We start from the raw sequence: 19342 nt of genomic DNA on the forward strand, positions 1-19342 counted from the left end.
CGCCTCCCGGTGCAGGGGAAAACGTTTCCTTTTGCCGGTTTTCCTCTCCGTAAGCTCGATGCGCGCGCGGCAACTGCCTTTCGCGAAGTCATAGGCATCTTCCCAGGTCAACGAGAGCAGGTCGCTTATCCGCAAGGCGCTGTGCACGCCCATGACGAGCAAAAGGCAGTTGCGCAAGGCGCCTTTTTGCCGCCAGTAGGCGGCCATTTTTTTAATGTCGCTTTTTTTCCTGACAGGATCGGTTACCGCCGACATGCCAAACCGCCCCTTTCCCCAAAAAAAATTATTGACTTAAAAGAAAAATATTGTTAACATTATGAATGTCAATATTTACAATGCGTCAGTTTTTCGCGCGCTGCAAACAATGTTCATTTTAGCACAACCGCCGGGTCAACAGAAGTTAAAAACTGTTGACCCGGCGGTTTTTCTTTGCCCGGCGGCGCGGGGTTTCCCGCGCCCGTTCTTTTATTTGATCTATAACGCGGCAAAAATGGAAATGGCTCTTTCCCGCCTGTGCGCGGCCTGTCAACTTAGGCTCCGGTAAACAATATTTAACTTTTGTTGACTTTTCCCGCAAACGGGTTTGGGCACAAGTGGCGCAAATAAAAATTGCGCCTTGGAACATGGCTTGCCGGGCACGCAAAAACACAAAGGAGGAGAAGGGCAAATGAACCAAACGAACCAAACGAATCAAACGAACCAAACGAACCAAACGAACCAAACGAACAAAGTGAACTTCATTCCTTGGGTAGGCGGGGAGTATTGCCAAATAGTGCAAAGGAATATTGATTGGCCCGGCTATGGCTCAAATACTGACTTTGCCAAAGTGTACAGCTGGGGCAGCAAGCACAGAATCCTTATGCTGGGCGAAAGCGTTTATGCGGGCGGCGGCTTTGACGCAGATACAGTAAACAAATTCTCCGACCGCAATATCGCTTTGGTCAAAGACTGCATGGCGGCCGGCCAGAACACGACTTTCGCCAAGGCGGGCGCCGTAGTCACGGGAAAGTGCGATCCCCACATTCCAATATTTCAAGAATTGGCTTTCATGAACTTTTTTCAGAAAGCTGTCGGCGACAGCAGCAGAGACAAACAGTATATTACGCCCACGCTTGTGGAGGATTCGTGCCATGCCTTGGGCGAGGTTCTGGATGTCCTGAAGCCGGATTTGGTCATAGCTTGGGGCATCAGCAAACTTACGTCAAACGGAACGGATGGTTGGCTGCCTTCGGAGAACCATAAAAGCGATATCTGCCGCTGGCCGGACAAATTGACCACGCCGGAAAATGTGGGGCAAATACCCTTAAAACGCGCAGCGGACCTAAACACTTGGGTTTATGACGCGTACCTGCGCACGACCTTTTGGGCGATAGAACATCCCAGCGTTCCCGGATTTTCCTGCGACTATTGGCATAAATTGTTCAAAACCGTATTGGCGGCATTGCCGCCCGTTTGAGCAAAAGGGCAAGGGCGGCGGCGTTTCCCTCGGTTGCATTGTTTACGAGCATCAGAACGAGACTTAGCGGATGGTTATAATGAATATTGCCAAGGCGTTTTGGCAGGCCTACCGGGGCAGGCAGCTGTGGCTGGGACTGAAAAAAGAATATAAGCTCACCGACTGGGACTGGGCCATGCTCTTTCCTTCGGATTCAGAAGAGGAAACCGCGCTCGCCTTGGGCTTGGTGAAGAGTTTCTACCAATTCGAGGAACTGTCCGGAGAAATTTTGCTGATTTTTTGCCGGGAAGAGTTCAAAATCTTGGCGGAAAGCTTCCCTTTCCCGCAAAAGGGCCGCGTTGCGATCGGACGGGAGGCATGCGAAAGCCTCTTGAAGCTATATTCCTTTTACCATTTCGAAGGCAACTTCATCGTCGCCTCGCTGGACAAGCCCGCCGGCCGCAAGGCAGGCCGCCTCTTGGGCTACAAAGGCCTTTCCCGCTTTGACCTGTACCAAGCCTTTGTCTTTAGGCTGCCGCACGATACGGGAACAGGAAACGGCGGGAACGGGCCGTGAACACGCAAGACTTCGCCGACGCCAGGAAAAAACTGGAAACGCTTATACGGGCGGGTGCTTTTAAAAACAAAAAGATATTCTTTTTTGGCAGAACGGACGACGCCGCAGTTTCGAGCGCCTTTTTGGCGCAGAAAGGGCTGCCGGTCTTTGGCATCCTCAACAACTCCAAACGGTTGGCCGGCCAAACCTGCGGCGGGCTGAAAGTCTACAAACCGGAAGAAATATTTGCCGGCGGCGCCAAAGGCTGCGCGGCCATCACCGTGTCGAGATACCACAAAGCAATGCTGGCCCAGCTGGAAAAGCTCGGCTTTGACAAGAACTGCTTCTTCCGGCTGGACAAATTCTATTACTTCGCTACGGCCGGCGGTAATGACGACAGCCTTTGGTTTTTCCTGAAAAACTGTTTCCACATGCTAAGGGCCAAGCTCCTCGTCAGGTGGCTCACCGCGAAATACGGCCTCGGCAAAGAAGGCAAAGTCTATGTCTGCGGCTACCCCGGCTTGGGGGACGTCTACCTGGCCTGCGCGCACTTAGGGCGCCACGCGAAGTCAAGCGGCACCGAAAAATACGCGCTCGTCGTGCCCCATGAGGCAGGCAGAGACATAGCGCTCGCCTTTGACATAAAAAACGTGGCCGTCCTCGGCAAACAGGCCCGGCTCTACCTTGTGGCGCTCGCGCGCTTCCTGCAGGAGCCGGGCATAGAAACCATCTGCCTCTCCTATGACTATGCCAATAACTTCGCCGTGGGCCTGGGCTTCAAACAACTCAACATGAGGGACATCTACGAACAGGCCATTTTCACCTTCCCCCGGCGTGGGCCCAAAGCGGCCTTTAGGCCAAAGAGCGACCCTGAGTACATAGAGCGCCTTATGGCGGAACGCGGCGTGGCCAAAGGCAAGTCCGCCATCTTCTTCCCCTACGCCGGCAGCGTGGACAACATACCGCATCTTTTCTGGCTCAGCCTGATAGCCTGCCTGAAAGAAAAAGGCTACGGGCTCTTCAGCAACACGACGAACGAAGAAGTGGCCCTGCCGGGCACAAAGCCGCTTTCCTTCCCCGTCAGGGAGGCGAAGGCCGTAGTTGAGTACGCGGGCTGGGCCGTCATGAACAGGAGCGGCATCTGCGACGTGCTCTCCCAGGCGAAATGCAGGAAGACCGTCTTTTACATGCCGCAGAGGTGGATGGACAACAGGGGGCACATCTTCGACGCTTTCAGCCTCCGCGCGATGGGCATGGGCGAAGGCGCAGAAGAAATCGTCCTGGACGGGCAAGCCCTGCGGGGCGACATCACGGCAGTTCGCCGGCAGCTGGGCTTGTAGCCGGCCGGCGGCGCGAACGAATAGGAAAGGATGCCCCGATGAAAATAGTCGTACAGGCCGGCGGGCGCGGCTCCAGGCTGGAACAGCTCACCAGGAACAAACCCAAATGCCTCGTGCCGGTCAGCAACCTGCCCATACTCTTTTACGCCTTCCGGCAGTTCCCCGCAGCGGAATTCACCGTCATAGCGGACTACAAAATGGACGTGCTGGAAAAATACCTCGCCGCCTTCGCGTCCCAGTACCGCTACAGGATCGTCCGCGCGCGGAAAAAGGGCACGGCGGCGGGCATACGGGAAGCCGTGCTGGATTTCGGCGACGACGAGCGCTTCATGCTTTTATGGTGCGACTTGATCCTCTCGGAAGATTTTAACCCGGAAGAATGCCAGGGGGGCAACTACATAGGCATCTCCTGCGGCTTTGAATGCCGCTGGTCCTACGAGGGGGGACAGTTCTCGGAGACGCCGTCCAAAGAAAACGGCGTGGCGGGCGTCTTTGTTTTTGAAAGCAAAAAAAGCTTGGCCGGGCTGCCGGAAGAAGGAGCCTTTGTATCCTGGCTGCAAGGAAGCGGCATCCCCTTCCGGCGCCTTGAACTGCGTGGCTGCCGCGAAGTGGGCACCGCGCTCTCCTACGCCGACAACAACGCCGCCGGGCGCCGCTGCCGCCCCTTCAACTCCATAGAGTTCGACGGGGATACCGTCACCAAGCGCGCCGTCACGGAGCAGGGCAAGGCCATAGCCCAAGACGAGGCGGCATGGTACAAATACGTGAAAGGCCTCGGCTACCAGTTTGTCCCGGAAATCTACGAATACGATCCCCTGACAATGAAGCGCGTGCAGGGCAAGAACATCTGGGAATACGACTGTCTGACCCGAAGCCAGAAAAAAACCGTCCTCTCCAACATCATCGGCGCGCTGAAAAAACTGCACGGCTTCACGGCGCCCCGGCCGGCCAGCGCGGCGGACGTCGAAGAGTGCTACGTGGCCAAGACCTTCGAGCGAATCGGCAAAGTGGAAAAACTCGTTCCCTTCGCCGACCGGGAATTCGTGCGCATAAACGGCCGGTACTACAAAAACGTCTTCTTCGGCAGGGAAAATTTCGCCGGCGCGCTGGGCAAGCTGGCGCCGGAAGAATTTCGCCTCATCCACGGCGACTGCACCTTCTCCAACGTCATGTTCGACACCTACGACATGAAAACCGTCCTGATCGACCCCAGGGGCTACTTCGGCAAAAGCAAGTTCTTCGGCGACGCCGACTACGACTGGGCAAAGCTCTATTATTCCCTCAAAGGCAACTACGACCAGTTCAACATGAAAAAATTCACCCTCGACATTGGAAGGGAAGAAGTGGAGTTCTTCATAAAGCCCAACAACTGGGAAGACATGGAAGAATACTTCTTTGACCAAACGTCCGCCGGCAAGGGGAAAATCCGCGCCCTGCACGCGGCCATCTGGCTGTCCCTCACCACCTACGCCTGGGAGGACTACGACTCCATTTGCGGCGCTTTCTACAACGGGCTTATTCAGGCGGAGGAGATGCTCTGATGCTGGAGATGTCCCCCCTGCCCAAGACCTGGCTGCTGGACGCGGACGGCACCATCGTAAGGCACAACGGCCACAAGGCGGGCGGCGACGCCCTTTTGCCCGGCGTGAAGGAGTTCTTCGGCCGGATGGGCCCCGAAGACAAAGTAATCGTCCTGACCTCCAGGGGCGAAGAGCACAGGGCCGCCATAGAAGACTTCCTGCGGCGAAACGGCCTGCGCTGCGACGGCATGGTCTGCGGCCTGCCTTGCGGCGAGAGGATCCTCGTCAACGACAGGAAGCCAAGCGGCCTCGCCACCGCTTACGCCATGAACAAGGACAGGGACGCGGACTTTGCCTTTGCATTTGCCATAAACGAAAAACTGTAACAAGCGGCAACATCAGTGCCCATATCTTTGTATAGTAGTTAAGTCGAATAATTATAAAGTCCGGCATAACGCAGAAAATATCGCGAGACGGTGATTCCCCAATCGTCCGCTCCCTGCAAAATATCAGCCAACTGCCGCTTAATGTTCGACACAGTCTCTTTTCTATGGGGTTAAAGTCAGGCGAATATGCCGACAAAAAAATGAAGCACGAACAACCGCATTCGTATGCAAGAGGACTAAAAAATGTTATTTGACCAACCTCATCTTTATGAAGTCGAGGACATGATTGTTTTTGCCGAAAGGTACAAACGATTGTTCATATATGGTTGTGCAAGCAATCAAGAGTTCCTTCTGAAATTTTTAGATATTTGCGACGTTAAAGTTGAAGGATACCTTACGACATCCCAAGATGGCTGCGCGCTTTGTTATAGGCAAATGCCCAAGCATACATTAGAAACGGTTGACCTGACCGATGCCGGAATTATTGTCGGTCTAAGCGACCGCCATTTCAACGACGTGATACCACGTTTACGTGAGCGTAGGTTTGCCGATTATTTCATAATGAGTGAGTTTAACAAGGATAAAATCGCATATAAACTAACGCCACGTCCGCGAGAACGTATGGAGATCGAGGTGAATCTCGCCGACCACTGCAATTTGAACTGCCAATGTTGCGACCACTTTTCACAGTTAGTCAAAGAACCTCGTTTTCTTGACTTCAATGTATTCAAGCGCGATATGGAACGGCTTGCGCAGTTAAGCGAGCATAACATTGGCAGTATGAAATTGCAAGGCGGCGAACCGTTGCTCAATAAGGACGTGAACAGATTTGTCGAATTGACACGTTCGCTGTTTCCCAAAACTGTCATATACTTCTTCACTAATGGTCTATTGCTGATGAAGTCCGAGAAATACGAGAGTGGTAACTTTTGGCAATGTTGCAAAGACAATGATGTCACGTTGCAGTTGACGGAGTATCCCATTAATCTCAACGTAACGGCTATCGAGCAAAAAGCAAAAGAGTACGAGGTAAAGCTACAAGTATTCGGAGATGTCGCGGACAGAGTGCGCGGCAAAACAAAACGCTCAACGAAACATCCCTTTGATCTCAGCGGTGGCGTTGACAAATGGCAGTATATTTCTTGTTATCATTTTAATGAAACGATGACGCTGAGAAACGGGCGTCTTTATACTTGTTCGATTATTCCGTATGCCAATTATTTCAACGAGGCGTTTGAGCAGCATTTGGATCTGAGCGATAATAACAGCATTGACATTTATAAAGCCCAAAGTTACGAGGAAATCGCGGAGTTCGTCACGCATCGCGTTCCGTTTTGCAACTATTGCGATATAAAACGCAGACACTCACTTCCGTGGGCGCGCAGCAACAGGACGTTAGACGAATATGTCTCAACACAGCAGAAAACGGGGAGTTTGTGACAAAAGGGATGTGTGCTTAGTGAAGCGATTTAATTTCAAAGCCGAGCTTGGTAAAATGACGCCCAAAATTGCCGAGGGCGCGAAGTTGTACATTTGGGGCACGGGAAATAACTGTGAGAGAATTAGCAGGATGTTTGCCAGACTGGTCAAAGCAGATATTTACGAATATATCGATGGCTTTATTGATAACGATTTTGATAAGCAGGGAACGGAATTCCATGGCAAAAGGGTTTATAATATTTCTGCAATTGACCCCTGTAGTTCGGTTGTTCTTATAGCTGTAGATTCACATAAGGCAAACTTAGATATATTAAAACAATTAATGAGAATTGGCATGCGTGAGTTGAATTCAGTATTTCCTGTAGATTGGGCGTTCAATTTGCTTATGAAATTTGCGTATTCAATGTCAATGCAATTCAAAGACAAGCACAAAGACAAACGATGCTTTGTTATTGCGAATGGTTCGAGTTTGTCAGTAAATGACCTGAATATGCTGAAAAATGAAATAACATTTGCCGTAAATAAGATATTTTTGATTTTTGATAAAACTGACTGGCGACCTACCTACTATATCTGCCAAGAAGACCTATTGTTTGAAAGTATACAAGATGAAATATGCAGAGAGATTCATTGCGACAAGTTTTTTTCACTTCCTGCTGTTTTAGAGTTAGACGAGTTCAAACTAACAAACTCAGATTACTTTTATTTTCAACTTGACAGCAGTCACCGATGGAGGCTGGACAGCAAACCGGGATTTAGCGAAGATATTGCCCTGATTCGTTCAGGGGAATCTGTAATATATACTTGTATTCAATTTGCGGCATACATGGGCTTTAGCGAAATATATCTACTTGGAGCTGACAACACAATGACGCCTGTTGTCAAATTGAATGGTGAAATAATCCGTCACAACTATGACTGGCTGCATTTTGACAGTAATTATCGCCCAACCGACATATATATGCCTCAAATTGATGTCATAAACGCGGCTTACGGCACGGCAAGAGAATATGCCGATTCCCACGGAATAAAGATTTATAACGCCACGCGTGGCGGAAAACTTGAAGCATTTGAACGAGTGAATTTTGATAATTTGTTTGAGGTTGAAAAATGCGAATAACTTCAATAGTGCCAATAAAACTTCGCAATGAGCGCTTGCTTGGCAAGAATACTCGCTTGCTCGGCGGAAAGCCGCTGATTGCTTATTGCTTGAATATGTTGCTGAGCGTTGGCACAATAGACGAAAGGTATGTTTATTGCAGCGATGAGTCAATATGCGAATATCTGCCGGATGGAGTCAGCTTCCTGCTCAGGCCTGCGGAGCTCGACCTGCCGACTGCCAACTTCACACAAATTTTCGATTCATTTTCAAAAGCTGTTCCTTCGGATGTATATATATACGCACACGCTACGGCGCCTTTTGTTAAGCCAGAAACGGTCAATGCGGAAATTGATGCTGTACTTAGCGGCGAATATGATTCGGCTTTTTGCGCTGAACGGATTCAGGATTTTCTGTGGAAAGATGGCGTGGCTCTGAATTTCAATCCGGAGAACATACCCCAAAGCCAGGATTTGCCCGTCGTTTACCGTGAAACTTCCGGCGTATATGTGTTCGATAAGGCTGTATTTGAAATTTATCGCAGGCGCGTAGGGCTCAAGCCCTATATCGCTGAGGTCAGCAAGCGCGAAGCGATTGACATAAATACTTCTGAGGACTTTCAATTCGCGGAGTTATTATTAGGAGGCGCGAAATGAGCAGACGTAATTTATTGGACTGCACACTCCGCGATGGCAGCTACATTACCAATGGGGAGTTTACTGAACGGGCCATTCGCGACATCATTAGTACTTTGGTTAACTCACGGCTCGATTTCATCGAGGTAGGTTATCTGAATAAAACCAAGCGATACTGCGGCAACTCAACACATTGGGATTGCATAGAGCGAATTGCCGACTATATACCGCAAAACAGGCAAAGTTCGACAATGCTGGCGATGATTGACATTGACCAGTTCGGAATTGATGATATTACACCTCATTCCGCGCAGTCTGTTGATGGTATACGGATTGTGTTTTACAAGCATCAGGTAGACGAGGCAATGAGATATGCCGGGAAAATAAGAAAATGCGGCTATAAGTTGTTTGTCCAACCGATGGTAACGATTGACTATACACTCGACGAATATTCGTCCCTGTGCGACAGGATAGCGCAACTTGAACCATATGCAATTTCTATAGTGGATAGTTTTGGGTATATGGCACCGCCGGATTTCAGGCAGTATTATCGAGTAATTGACAATATCGTGCCGGACGCAACGGCAATCGGGGTCCACTCACACCAAAATAAGCTGCTTGCCTTGCCTGTCGCCGTTGACGTGTTTGAATATCAGACACAAAGGAAACTTGTCGTAGATTGTTCGTTGCTTGGGATGGGGCGCGGTGCCGGTAATTTGCAAACAGAACTGATTGCGGATTACTATAACGCAAATTTCAACAACAAATACAATGTGCCTAAACTTCTTAGGTTGATAAACGAGCATATAGTTCCAATTCAAAAGGAACATACTTGGGGATATTCCCCGTATTACTTCCTAACCGCGAACAACGAGTGTCATCCTAACTATGCGGCATTCCTCTTGGAGTCACACGATGTTAGCATCAACGAATTCGCGGAGTACCTCAAGATGATACCAAAAGAAATGCGTACAAAATGCCGTAGGCCTTATGTGGAAGAAATATATGAAGAATTCTTGAATAAAAAAGGTAAGTCCTTTTGTTAAAAATGTGGCGAGGTAAACCAATGGCACCAAAGGTTAGCTTTGTCGTCCCTGTTTGGAATGTAGGCGCGTATTTAGAAGATTGCCTTGACAGTTTACTGAACCAAACTTTCACCGACTATGAAATAGTTATTGTGTATGATGTTTCACAGGACAACACTTTGCAAGTCTGCAAGCAATATGCAGATAATCCGAGAGTGCGGCTAATTATCCGCGAAATCAACGAGGGCAATTTGGTTGGAGCGCGAAACACCGGAATCAAACAGGCCTCCGGTTTGTATACGTGCCTAATTGACGGCGACGATATTGTTCACGAAGATTTGTTAAAAATCACATATAACATTGCCGCGAATAACGATGCGGAAGTTGTTTTTTTTGACGCCAAAATGTTTTATGGCAAAACTGAAAAACAGAATTTGAAGTTTGATTACTCCAATGGCAAGTCAGAGTTTGCGCTTCGACATTTGGAACACAATGAGATTTTACGAGGTTATCACTATGGCATTCTCAGCGGCAACTCTTTCCAAAGTTTGCGCAGAAGAAGTATTTATGAGGATTATGATGTGTACTATTATAACAACCAAGCTTGCGAATCAACATTTCAAGCTATCCCGATGGCAGCCCGAATAAAAAGTGCTTACTACTTACCAATTGATTTGTATTGTGTCCGGGTTGACAGGCCAGGGAGCATTAGGCACGGACTGGATTATTCAACCAAAGTGTTGCGTGATTTTACTAACACTTATCTTTATCGATTGCACAAATTAGATAGTTTGAGCGATGAAATCCTCACAGCGCAAGAGAAATGTCAATGCGGATTCAAACTAATGCAAGTTATGATTGAAAGATATTTGCGTTATCAGAAAGAAGCGCTTTACTCAATAATTTTGGAGGAGAAGTCGGAAATGCTTAGAAACCTCGTTTTCTTCGGAGTTTCGGCATTTGGTATTGAGCTAACAAATTTGTTCAAGTTTGCCGGGCTGAAAATGTTTTTCTGCGACAATGACCGTAAAAGGCAAGGCCAAATGGTAAATGGTGTTAGAGTCATTTCGCCTGAAGAATTAAGGGGGCTTTCTAAAAAATCCGACTATCGTTTGTTTATTGCAAGCCGATGCATTCTTGAAATAGCAGTACAATTGCTTGAAAACAAAGTTATTGCCTCAGTTAATGAAGTTATGCCGTTTATGGGACAAACCGAGCGTGAAAGATGTTTTGTTGATTTGTTTGAGCAATATATGTCACTTCGTTTTTCAAAAGCAAAAAAATTTAGCGCGGGAGGAAGATAGATGAAATATGGTCTGTGGTACTTCAAGAACACCCATAATATCGGAGACGATATATGGGCCTACGCGCAGTCGCTGTTTTACCCCCATATTGATTATCTAATCGACAATATAGCGGCCTACAAGTTCAAGTCGGCAAATGGCGAAGAGGTGGCGACAATTATTGCGGCATTTGTCGAACCGTATAATCACGAGTACGCGTTTGCTCCCCCGATTAATGTGAACCCATTGTTTGTGTCGTCATATTTCCGTTCAACTATGTGGGAATTTATTAAAAAGGACTTTGTTCGCAACTACTTAAAAGCGCACGAACCAATTGGAGTGCGTTCGCAAGAACAAGCAAACCGTCTGCGCGAAATGGATATAGAGGCATACTTCAGTGGCTGTATAACATTGACGTTGCCGGAATTGAACAAAAAGGAAGGCGATTACATTTGTTGCGTCGATGTTCCAGATTATGTTATTGACTATGTCAGAAAAGCAGTAAAAGGGCGGTTTGAAATTAAGAAAATGACTCATATTGCACTGATGTTGAATGAAGAAAATTCTCATTATATAAGAGATTGGGAGCCAGAGTTTCAACGCGCTGTAACTTGTGAACAGAGGAACAATCTGTCCATATCCCAACGGTTCGAAATAGCGCGAAGTCTTGTGCAGTTTTACTGCAATGCCCACTGCGTGGTAACGAGTCGCCTGCATGCCGCATTGCCTTGTCTATCGCAGAAGACTTCCGTTCTGCTTGCATTGCCAAACAATGGCGAGGGCATAAATGATATGGGTATGCGTTGTGCTGACTTCCTGCCATTTGTCCATCATAGCAGTTATGAAAATTTTCTCGAAGGCACTGTGGATTTCGACTTTGTAAATCCTCCGGACAATCCTGCAGGGTATCTCTTGTTTCGCAATAATCTTTCTGCCAAGTGTTCCGAGTTTATCAGAAATTGCGAAGATGGGAATATAGCGAACAGGTGTCCCTATACAACCGACCAACGCCAACTCCTTTTGATTGAGCTTCTGGAAAATAAAATTTTGCAGCTAAAAAATATAGTGGATGCCAAAAATCGTCTCATCAAAGACGCTAAAGCAATGCGGGGGTGATTATTTTTGAAGATTGACAAAAAAGGAATATTGGCGGCATCAATATTCAATGGCAGAAATCATTATCTGAAAAATTGTGGCGGTGAAATAACATTTGAACAGATATTGGTCATACCTAACTTTACTTGCCCACTGAAATGCAGGCATTGTGCTGCGGGCAATCAATATGCCCGCAGAAAAAATTTCGATTCAAAAGTTACTGTTGATGATTTTGACAAGCTGCTTTCTGTCTGCAAGACAAAGCAAGCTAACATTCAGGGAGGAGAAGTTTTTGTAAATCCACATATTGCCGAATTCTTTGACTTGTTTTCGCAGATGACGAATATCGAAAACTGTGCCAGCGTAGCCGTGTTTACCAATGCTACCGTTATTCCGTCAGACGCCGCCTTGAACGCATACAGCAAGATAAATTTGCCGAAAACACTAATGATAAGCAACTATAATCTTCAAAATGTCAAAATTGATGCATTTGTGTCAAAGGCAGCAGAATTCGGTCTTGAATATGTCGTTTTTCCGAAAGATAGATACTGGTTAAACCCTGGAGACCCCAGACACGAAACCGGGTTTTCGGAAAGCGAGCTTATTGAAGTTGTTAAGCGTTGCACGGCATTTACGAGGAAGCCTAAAATTATCGACGGTAAGTTTTTCGCTTGCGGACAAAACGCATATGCCCTGTATGAGAACCTGTCAGACTTTGTTGATATTAGGATGTTATCGACCTCTGAGTTGAAGCAAGAGCTTTATGATTATATGTTCAATCGTCAGACCTATGACATATGCAAATATTGTTATGGTCAGTATGATAATTGCGAAAAAGTCGCGGTTGCGGAGCAACTTAAATGATTAAAAATGTTTATGATGGTCGTTGATGGCGCCCTGATGAACTGTCCGCAAATAAACTGGACATCTTACCGGTCTTTTGCCGCTTGTCCGTGCCGGCAAAATCCTTGCGCAGCATTGTTGCGCGGTGGGCTTTGCTTTCTTGACAGGTAGCAAAAATACTACGCCATCTGTCCAATTTATTTATTGATAGTTCATAGATAGTGTCGTCAATAGATAGAAGACCATATTGCAATGCAGCGCACTTGAACTGCCGCCAAAAAGGAAGCCGTGTTTTTTGCATAGCGCGTGGCAATGCCACGCCAGCGCGAGGAACGCATTCCCCACCAAGTGGCGCAACCTGTAAAGATATGCGTCGTAATCCCGCTTCACCCTCCGGCTCTTCTTCGGCGGGATTACTACTTACATTCCCGCCTTTTGTGCCGCCTCCACTATTGCGTTTGTGTCATAGCCACGATCGGCCAGCAGCGCTTCGGCCTCAATGCCTTCAATCAGTTTGCCGCCATATTTGCAATCAGCAACGGGACCTGCCGCAACAAATGCTCTGATTGGCATGCCATGCGCATCCACGGCCAGATGCAGTTTGGAATTGAGCCCCCTTTTGTCCTTCCCATATCCTGGTTGCCGCCAACGGCTCCCGCCGCGTGTGGGTGCGCTTTGATGTGGCTTGCGTCAATCATAAGCCATTCGAAATCCGGTTCGTTTATAAGCTTTTCCAAAACATGTTCCCAAACCCCTTTGTCCCGCCACCGGCAGAACCTTCTGTGCGTGTTCTTCCAATTGCCGTATTCCGGCGGCAAGTCCATCCACGGCGCCCCAGTCCTCAATATCCAGAACACTCCGTTTATGAACTGCCGGTCGTCTCTCGCGTTGCCGCTCCAAGTGCCTTTGCGCCCGGGCAGATTCGGCTCCAGTACATCCCGAGCTTCATCGCTTATATCGGCCGACGATACGCTGCTTGCATTTTTCTCGCCTCGCAATCTCTTTAATTGCTTATATTATATCATAGTTGCATGGCTATTGACGACACTATATAGGAGATAAAATAGTATGAAAGAAATTATTTTTTATGGTGCAGGTGGGTTCGCTCGCGCGAATTACACTCAGTGGATCGCACAAGGCCTAAAACCTGTGTGTTTTGCCGATGCTGACACACAAAAGCATCATTCTTATTTTGTGTGTGCCGATGGTGATACAATGTTACAGGTGGTTCCTTTGGCTGAGGCGATTAACCGTTATCCTGACTATACATTGTATGTTACTGTTGACCCAAATAATCTGTTGCCCGTTACAGATTTTTTGCTTGCATGGGGCATCCCGTCATATAGGATAAAATACCCCGGCCCCTACGAACGGCGCAAAGGTTGTTCGTGGTTAGGCGGTGCCCCAGCGTCTTTTCTTGCATATACTGGAGATAGAATTTGTACCTGCTGTTATGTTGACCGTGAATTTTTGAAGCGCGCCGAGACCATCGAACAAGATATAATCAACGCTCAAAAATTTATTGGCAACAGAATTAATGATTTGCGCAACGATCGCCCGACCCCTTGCGATAAATGCCCCAATTTGGTTGACGGCATATTTTTGCAGAACCCCAAAATTGACCGTATAGGAATAAACAGCTACCTTGACAAAACGGTTTGCAATTTCAGATGTGTTTATTGCGGAGTTGAAGAGGCGTTTCATAAAACAAAAGACGGGTTGGAAACACCATTGGAATTAACAAGGAAAATACACAAGGCAGTTGAAAACGCAAATCCCGCCATTGCCTTGTCGCTGTCTGCAGGTGAAATTACGGTTTCTTCTTGGTGTGATGAAGTTCTCGAATTCATCAAAGAAAAGCATTGGGCAACTCGACTGCTGACAAACGGTTATATTTACAAAGAAAAAATAACCGAATTGATGCAAGAAGGAATCATTACGACTGTGTGTGTATCCTTAGATGCGGGAACAAAACAAACCTTCGCTAAAGTGAAAGCGGTAGACGGTTGGTACAAGGTAATCGGAAATCTTGAAAAATACGCAGTTGTTCACGGAGCGTTGCAACTCAAGTATATTATGTTGCGAGGTATTAACGACAACAAGGAAGACATATTGGGATTTATTGGCTTGTGCGCAAGACTTAACACCGATGCAATGCTTTCAAAGGATGTGTTCGCAGATAGGAAGCTGTCCCAAAGCGAATTGGATTCGAGCTTGTTGTTTATAAAAGAGGCGAAACGACTTAATGTTCGTGTGCTTCTTCTGAGCGAGTTCTTTTATAACATATCTGACAGGCAAGTTTTGGAAAAGGCTTTGCAAAGTGAGTGACCGGCAATGGCCGATATTATGTCTCTCAAGGAATTGATCCGGCAATTCAAAATTGTAAATGCCGCAAATCAAGGACATTCTAAGCTGGAAACGGTTGCGGCGGTTTCTGTATTTTGTTGGCCATAATTTTGAACGCCTTGATTTTGGCGCTGATGTTTTCTATGAGAATCCGCTCACATGAGATGCGCCGGTTATCGGCTTTTTCTTCAGGAGTGAGTTCGCCGCCTTTTGGTTTCTTCTTCTGGGTCTCGCTGTTCCCGTGAAGCCTAAGGATGCCTTGGTACCCGCTGTAGCACTGTGCTTTTATGCCCCCGCTTATTGCCTCCCTACACTTTCCCCGTAAAGCCTGAAGTCATGGCAGGAACCCTCTGCGTGTGCCGTGCAAATGATTTCCCTGCTATCCTTGTTTACAATCAGTTGCGTTTTGATGGTGTGTTGCTTTTTCTTGCCCGAATACCATTGCCGCTGTTTTTTTTGGGGCGTTCTGCCGGGCTTTCGGTCGCGTCGACAAGGATGGCCTCAATTTCGCCGTCCCAAGCAGGGCTTTCTTGCCCGGCAACCTAAACTTCCCGCCCTTTGTCAGCATCTCTTCCACCCACGCGACATAATTCTGCGCCGTGCTCTCGCAAACGCCATAGCTAAACCCCAGTTCCGCAAACGTGGCGTATTGGCGCAGGTATTCAAGCGCCATCATCAATTGTAATTCAACAGGCAGCATACTGTGCCTTCCCCGCCTTTTGTGTTTGTCGGCGTATCCCTTGCGCAATACGCTTAACATTTCTGCAAATGTTGCTTTCCTCGCTCCGATTATCCGCTTGAATTGTTCTTCCGTTAGCTTTTGCGATGCATCATATTTATTCATCACACCTTATTTATCGGTTTTTTAAGAAATTTCTTTAATTATTGGAGAAGTCTTATTGTGTCCCGACATAATAAGCCGGTCGCCGGTTTTACAACTTTTAATTCGCTGATCTGCTTGCGCCCATAGCAGTTGTGCTGAATTTTAATATCGCGCAGTATAGCGTCTTTTGCGCCATATTTTCGTAGGCTTGCGACAGTCTTTCCCGTGCGGATTTAATAAGTTCGACATACGGATTTTCGGTAAGGACATGTTTCCATCCCGTGCGCTCTTCGTCATATTTGTAGACAAAGCCATCCTGTGCAACAAGAGGAATTTCTCCGCTTTTTTCAAATACGAGGGCGGTTGGCAGGCTGAACATTCTTATGCCACCGAACCATTTTTTTGGCATTAAGTATTCAAGGGCAATATCTTTGCCAATGATTTTGATGCACTTGCCGTTTTTCGACATTTGCCATCTCTCCTTGAAAATACAGTTTTGCCCCTGCGCTGTTTTATTTCTCATTGGCGGCTTAGACCGCTGCTTCGCTGGGGCGGTAATCGGAAGGTTGGTTTTGGGCATAAAAAAACCGCAGCTTGTTAAGGCTGCGGCTGATTAGGTTGTTTTGTTTATTCGTAAGTTAAATGCCTTTCCCGATTGCATAGCTATTCCCTCGCGGTTTTGCGTTTTTTGTTAGAGCAGCGCGAGCGGGCCTATTACGTATTCGTTTGCCCAGTCTGACGATAAATAAGTGGGGTTAAAATAGGTTTTATCGTCGGATCGTTTTAGAACAAGTACCGGTGCATAGCCGGAATTATCGTACAAATAAAAGACATCGGCGAGTTCGTATGCTTTTGGCAGGTTTGCGAGAGATTTGTAGTACCTGTCAAATATTTTGTCTTTGGGAACGTCATGCCCGCCTTTCCCGACACGGATTTTGACGCGCTCGGCGTTGATCTCCGGCGATGTCGTCGTTACGTAAACAACAGTAATCTTATAGCCTTTTGCCTTGGCATATTTCAAAAATTCCAGTTTTCCGTTATTGGACATTACCGATTCAAAAGCAAAAGGACGGCCATGCTCGACTTCGTTTGTTCTTTGTTTTTCAGCTTTGTCCATTGCCGCTAAATAAGCACCAATGTCATCGCGTTTGTCAGGCTGTACGATCATATCGGGGCAAATATACGTTTCTGGACACTCTCCGTTTTTCTCAAATTGCCGCACAAGAGTAGATTTGCCGGAACCATTAGGCCCGGCAAATAGATAGAGTTCTTTGTCCTTATCCATGTTTTTCAACTACTTTTCCAGCAGTTTCGCACTCAAACCGCTCTGTAGTTTTTCGTTGCATTTCTGTAAGCCTTGCCATGACTTCTTCGTAGGGCGTGATTGTAAAGTTTTCCATCGCCCTGTCTATGGAATCGGCAATTTTCTCGCATATTATTCGATCTTCTGCCGTATAGCGCCCCTTGAATCGTTCTGCCGTTCTTCTTTGTATTTCGGCAAGTTTAGCCGCGACTTCTTCGGAATAGACGGTTTTGGGGTGTTCTTCCGGACATCTTGCTATATGGACGCTCCGGGCGTCCAATTTTTTGACGGCCATGCTGTTCGCACGCCTCCTTTTTATTTTTGTCCGGCGGCGCAATTGGTTTTGTTCTATTCTTTTTAGAGAGTTTGTTTGTGCCATAATTACTATCTCCTTTGCTATAATATTACCATATTCTCCGTTTCTACGCTACATTTTCCTGTTCGTCGCCGTCTTCGTTTTTAGGGCAACTTTCGCATTGGGAGAACCATCCCCTATCTTTCCAGTATTTGAAGCAGCAGTTTTCGCACATTTCAATTGCCCCCCTTTTTTGTTTAACATGCTGTCTATCGCCCGCGCCGCTTTCATGAGGCAATAGCGGAAAGTTTAGGTTGCCGGGCAAGAAAGCCCTGCTTGAGGACAGCGAAATTGAGGCCATCCTTGTAGACGTGACCGAAAGCCCGGTAGAACGCCCTAAAAAACAGCGGCAATGGTATTCGGGCAAGAAAAAGCGACACACCATCAAAACGCAACTGATCGCAAACAAGGTTAGCAGGGAAATCATTAGGCTTCCTGCGCAACCTAAACGGCTCTATCAAAATTACACAGCCCACAAATCAAGCTGAAGCGGAGAGCAAAGCGTTTCCTGCGGTTACGGTAACGTTCAGCAATGATTCTGAACCGCTTGACAAAGCCAATCACATGCTCGTTGAGTACACGCCGGCTTGAAATGTCGTGGTTGCGGAGCTTGTCTGCCTTGCTCAAAGGGCTTAGTTTGAAACGCTTCTTTGGGCAGGACGCAATTGGAGTGGATCTTTGCCAGCCCTTTAGGCGCGCGCCATAAACTTGCCGGGAACTTCGCGCAGGAAGCAAACAGTTATCATCAATACGGGTTCGCTGAACTGCCGCCGCAACTGATGGCTATGGCGCAGTCCGACGATGGGGTCGTGGAGTCGTTCAGGCATGTTTCAAAACCGATATACGGTATAATGTGGCACCCCGAAAGAGAAAACCCGTTTCGGCAATCGGACAAGGATTTTGTGACGAAAGTATTCTCGCCAGAAAGTTCGGAGAGCTAACTTTGAAAGCCGTCATTTTGGCTGCCGGGCGGGGGACGCGTCTAAAAAAGCATACAGAAAACTTGCCTAAAGGCATGCTGCAATTTTGCGGAAAAACTCTCATAGAACGCCAAATTGAACTCTATAAAAGCATCGGCATTGACGATGTGACAATAGTCTGCGGCTATGCCGCAGAAAAAATCAACTATGGCAAAGTAAAATACTTTTTGAATAAAGATTTCAACAGCACTAATATGGTAGAGTCGCTTATGGCGGCGCAATCAGAATTTAATGACGACTTAATCGTAAGCTATTCGGATATATTGTTCACGCGCCATATGCTATGCAAAATAGCAATTTCAGATTGCGATTTTGCTGTTGCCGTTGATGACAATTGGAAAGCGTACTGGTTAAAGCGCTATGGCAAAATTGATTTTGATACGGAAAGCCTCTCTATCGGTTCAAGCAATGATATATTGTCCATCGGGCTTGAAAATCCGAACTTGCATGAAATTGACGCGCGATACATAGGGCTGCTTAAATTTTCCCAATCCGCATTGCGGCAAATTGTGCGGGTGTGGGAACGCGATTGCGGCAAATTTCAGGATGCGCCGTGGCAGCAGTCAGGCAAACCTATTAGGCAGGCGTATATGACCGATTTGCTTAATGCGCTGATAAAAGATGGGTTTCCAATAAAAGCTGTGCGTTTTAATAACGGATGGCTTGAATTTGACACTAATGAAGATTATGAAAACGCCTGTGAATGGGCAATGAACAGCGTTATCGGGGAAGACAATTATGAATTTTGACCAACTCCAGTCTATTGGGCACTTTGCCGCTCCCCTCCAGGGGCGGCAAAAAGTTCGGCATAGCGCCGTAACGGATTGTTAGGGATCCTTATTGGGAAAATACCGGGACAGTTCCAAATTTCGGTTAAT

General features: G+C 47.2%; 19 protein-coding genes and 5 pseudogenes. 16 read left to right on the forward strand and 8 right to left on the reverse strand.

Features of this window, described 5'->3' with window-relative positions; all coding sequences use genetic code 11:
• Window positions 1-255: hypothetical protein (locus tag LBO03_07775; protein MDR3349484.1), on the reverse strand; the 255-nt coding region annotated here is incomplete at its 3' end.
• Window positions 256-667: 412 nt separating this feature from the next.
• Here LBO03_07775 and LBO03_07780 point away from each other — a divergent pair.
• From LBO03_07780 to LBO03_07835, 12 genes are all read left to right on the forward strand, one after another.
• Window positions 668-1456 carry a hypothetical protein gene (locus LBO03_07780; protein MDR3349485.1) on the forward strand — a complete coding sequence of 263 codons (789 nt, stop codon included), beginning with the start codon at window positions 668-670 and terminating at the stop codon, window positions 1454-1456.
• Between the two features lie 70 nt (window positions 1457-1526).
• A complete protein-coding gene (locus LBO03_07785; GenBank protein ID MDR3349486.1) occupies window positions 1527-2012 on the forward strand; it encodes a hypothetical protein in 486 nt (161 codons plus the stop codon).
• Entirely contained in the window at window positions 2009-3331 is a 1323-nt protein-coding gene (locus LBO03_07790; GenBank protein MDR3349487.1) for a hypothetical protein, read from the forward strand. Before LBO03_07785 ends, LBO03_07790 begins: the two co-directional genes overlap by 4 nt.
• Window positions 3332-3369: 38 nt before the next feature.
• Complete coding sequence (locus LBO03_07795) at window positions 3370-4872, forward strand: NTP transferase domain-containing protein (GenBank protein ID MDR3349488.1); 1503 nt, start codon at window positions 3370-3372, stop codon at window positions 4870-4872.
• Entirely contained in the window at window positions 4872-5237 is a 366-nt protein-coding gene (locus LBO03_07800; GenBank protein ID MDR3349489.1) for a hypothetical protein, read from the forward strand. The genes LBO03_07795 and LBO03_07800 overlap by 1 nt, the downstream gene beginning before the upstream one ends.
• Before the next feature lie 243 nt (window positions 5238-5480).
• On the forward strand, window positions 5481-6677 hold the full coding sequence (locus LBO03_07805) for a hypothetical protein (protein MDR3349490.1): 1197 nt from the start codon (window positions 5481-5483) through the stop codon (window positions 6675-6677).
• 19 nt (window positions 6678-6696) lie between these two features.
• Window positions 6697-7797, forward strand: a complete 1101-nt coding sequence (locus tag LBO03_07810) for a DUF115 domain-containing protein (GenBank protein ID MDR3349491.1) — start codon at window positions 6697-6699, stop codon at window positions 7795-7797.
• Window positions 7788-8432, forward strand: a complete 645-nt coding sequence (locus LBO03_07815; GenBank protein ID MDR3349492.1) for a hypothetical protein — start codon at window positions 7788-7790, stop codon at window positions 8430-8432. Before LBO03_07810 ends, LBO03_07815 begins: the two co-directional genes overlap by 10 nt.
• Window positions 8429-9457 (forward strand): hypothetical protein, encoded by a 1029-nt coding sequence (locus tag LBO03_07820; GenBank protein MDR3349493.1) that lies wholly within the window; start codon window positions 8429-8431, stop codon window positions 9455-9457. Before LBO03_07815 ends, LBO03_07820 begins: the two co-directional genes overlap by 4 nt.
• A 20-nt stretch (window positions 9458-9477) precedes the next feature.
• On the forward strand, window positions 9478-10740 hold the full coding sequence (locus LBO03_07825) for a glycosyltransferase (GenBank protein ID MDR3349494.1): 1263 nt from the start codon (window positions 9478-9480) through the stop codon (window positions 10738-10740).
• Window positions 10741-11835, forward strand: a complete 1095-nt coding sequence (locus LBO03_07830; GenBank protein ID MDR3349495.1) for a polysaccharide pyruvyl transferase family protein — start codon at window positions 10741-10743, stop codon at window positions 11833-11835.
• A gap of 6 nt (window positions 11836-11841) precedes the next feature.
• On the forward strand, window positions 11842-12678 hold the full coding sequence (locus tag LBO03_07835; GenBank protein MDR3349496.1) for a radical SAM protein: 837 nt from the start codon (window positions 11842-11844) through the stop codon (window positions 12676-12678).
• 399 nt (window positions 12679-13077) lie between these two features.
• Here the strand turns inward: LBO03_07835 and LBO03_07840 are convergent.
• Window positions 13078-13326 (reverse strand): annotated as a pseudogene (locus LBO03_07840) (transposase).
• A pseudogene (locus tag LBO03_07845) lies at window positions 13266-13655 on the reverse strand (IS5 family transposase). The pseudogenes LBO03_07840 and LBO03_07845 overlap by 61 nt, the downstream one beginning before the upstream one ends.
• A 70-nt stretch (window positions 13656-13725) precedes the next feature.
• On the opposite strand from LBO03_07845, the gene LBO03_07850 reads away from it, so the two are divergent.
• A complete protein-coding gene (locus tag LBO03_07850) occupies window positions 13726-14985 on the forward strand; it encodes a radical SAM protein (GenBank protein MDR3349497.1) in 1260 nt (419 codons plus the stop codon).
• Between the two features lie 39 nt (window positions 14986-15024).
• Here the strand turns inward: LBO03_07850 and LBO03_07855 are convergent.
• From LBO03_07855 to LBO03_07870, 4 genes and pseudogenes are all read right to left on the reverse strand, one after another.
• Window positions 15025-15847 (reverse strand): annotated as a pseudogene (locus LBO03_07855) (IS5 family transposase).
• Between the two features lie 97 nt (window positions 15848-15944).
• Entirely contained in the window at window positions 15945-16295 is a 351-nt protein-coding gene (locus LBO03_07860; protein ID MDR3349498.1) for a hypothetical protein, read from the reverse strand.
• 222 nt (window positions 16296-16517) lie between these two features.
• A complete protein-coding gene (locus LBO03_07865) occupies window positions 16518-17111 on the reverse strand; it encodes a zeta toxin family protein (GenBank protein ID MDR3349499.1) in 594 nt (197 codons plus the stop codon).
• Entirely contained in the window at window positions 17104-17424 is a 321-nt protein-coding gene (locus LBO03_07870; GenBank protein ID MDR3349500.1) for a hypothetical protein, read from the reverse strand. The genes LBO03_07865 and LBO03_07870 overlap by 8 nt, the downstream gene beginning before the upstream one ends.
• 299 nt (window positions 17425-17723) lie before the next feature.
• Here LBO03_07870 and LBO03_07875 point away from each other — a divergent pair.
• Window positions 17724-17912: pseudogene (locus LBO03_07875) on the forward strand (IS5/IS1182 family transposase).
• Window positions 17913-17928: 16 nt separating this feature from the next.
• Here the strand turns inward: LBO03_07875 and LBO03_07880 are convergent.
• Window positions 17929-18138: pseudogene (locus LBO03_07880) on the reverse strand (transposase).
• 11 nt (window positions 18139-18149) lie between these two features.
• On the opposite strand from LBO03_07880, the gene LBO03_07885 reads away from it, so the two are divergent.
• Together LBO03_07885 and LBO03_07890 are read left to right on the forward strand one after the other, a co-directional pair.
• Window positions 18150-18425, forward strand: a complete 276-nt coding sequence (locus tag LBO03_07885) for a gamma-glutamyl-gamma-aminobutyrate hydrolase family protein (protein ID MDR3349501.1) — start codon at window positions 18150-18152, stop codon at window positions 18423-18425.
• A 2-nt stretch (window positions 18426-18427) separates the two neighbouring features.
• On the forward strand, window positions 18428-19213 hold the full coding sequence (locus LBO03_07890) for a phosphocholine cytidylyltransferase family protein (protein MDR3349502.1): 786 nt from the start codon (window positions 18428-18430) through the stop codon (window positions 19211-19213).
• Window positions 19214-19342: the final 129 nt, after the last annotated feature.

The sequence above is a fragment of the Acidaminococcales bacterium genome, from assembly GCA_031290885.1.
Classification (GTDB): Bacteria; Bacillota; Negativicutes; order Acidaminococcales; family JAISLQ01; genus JAISLQ01.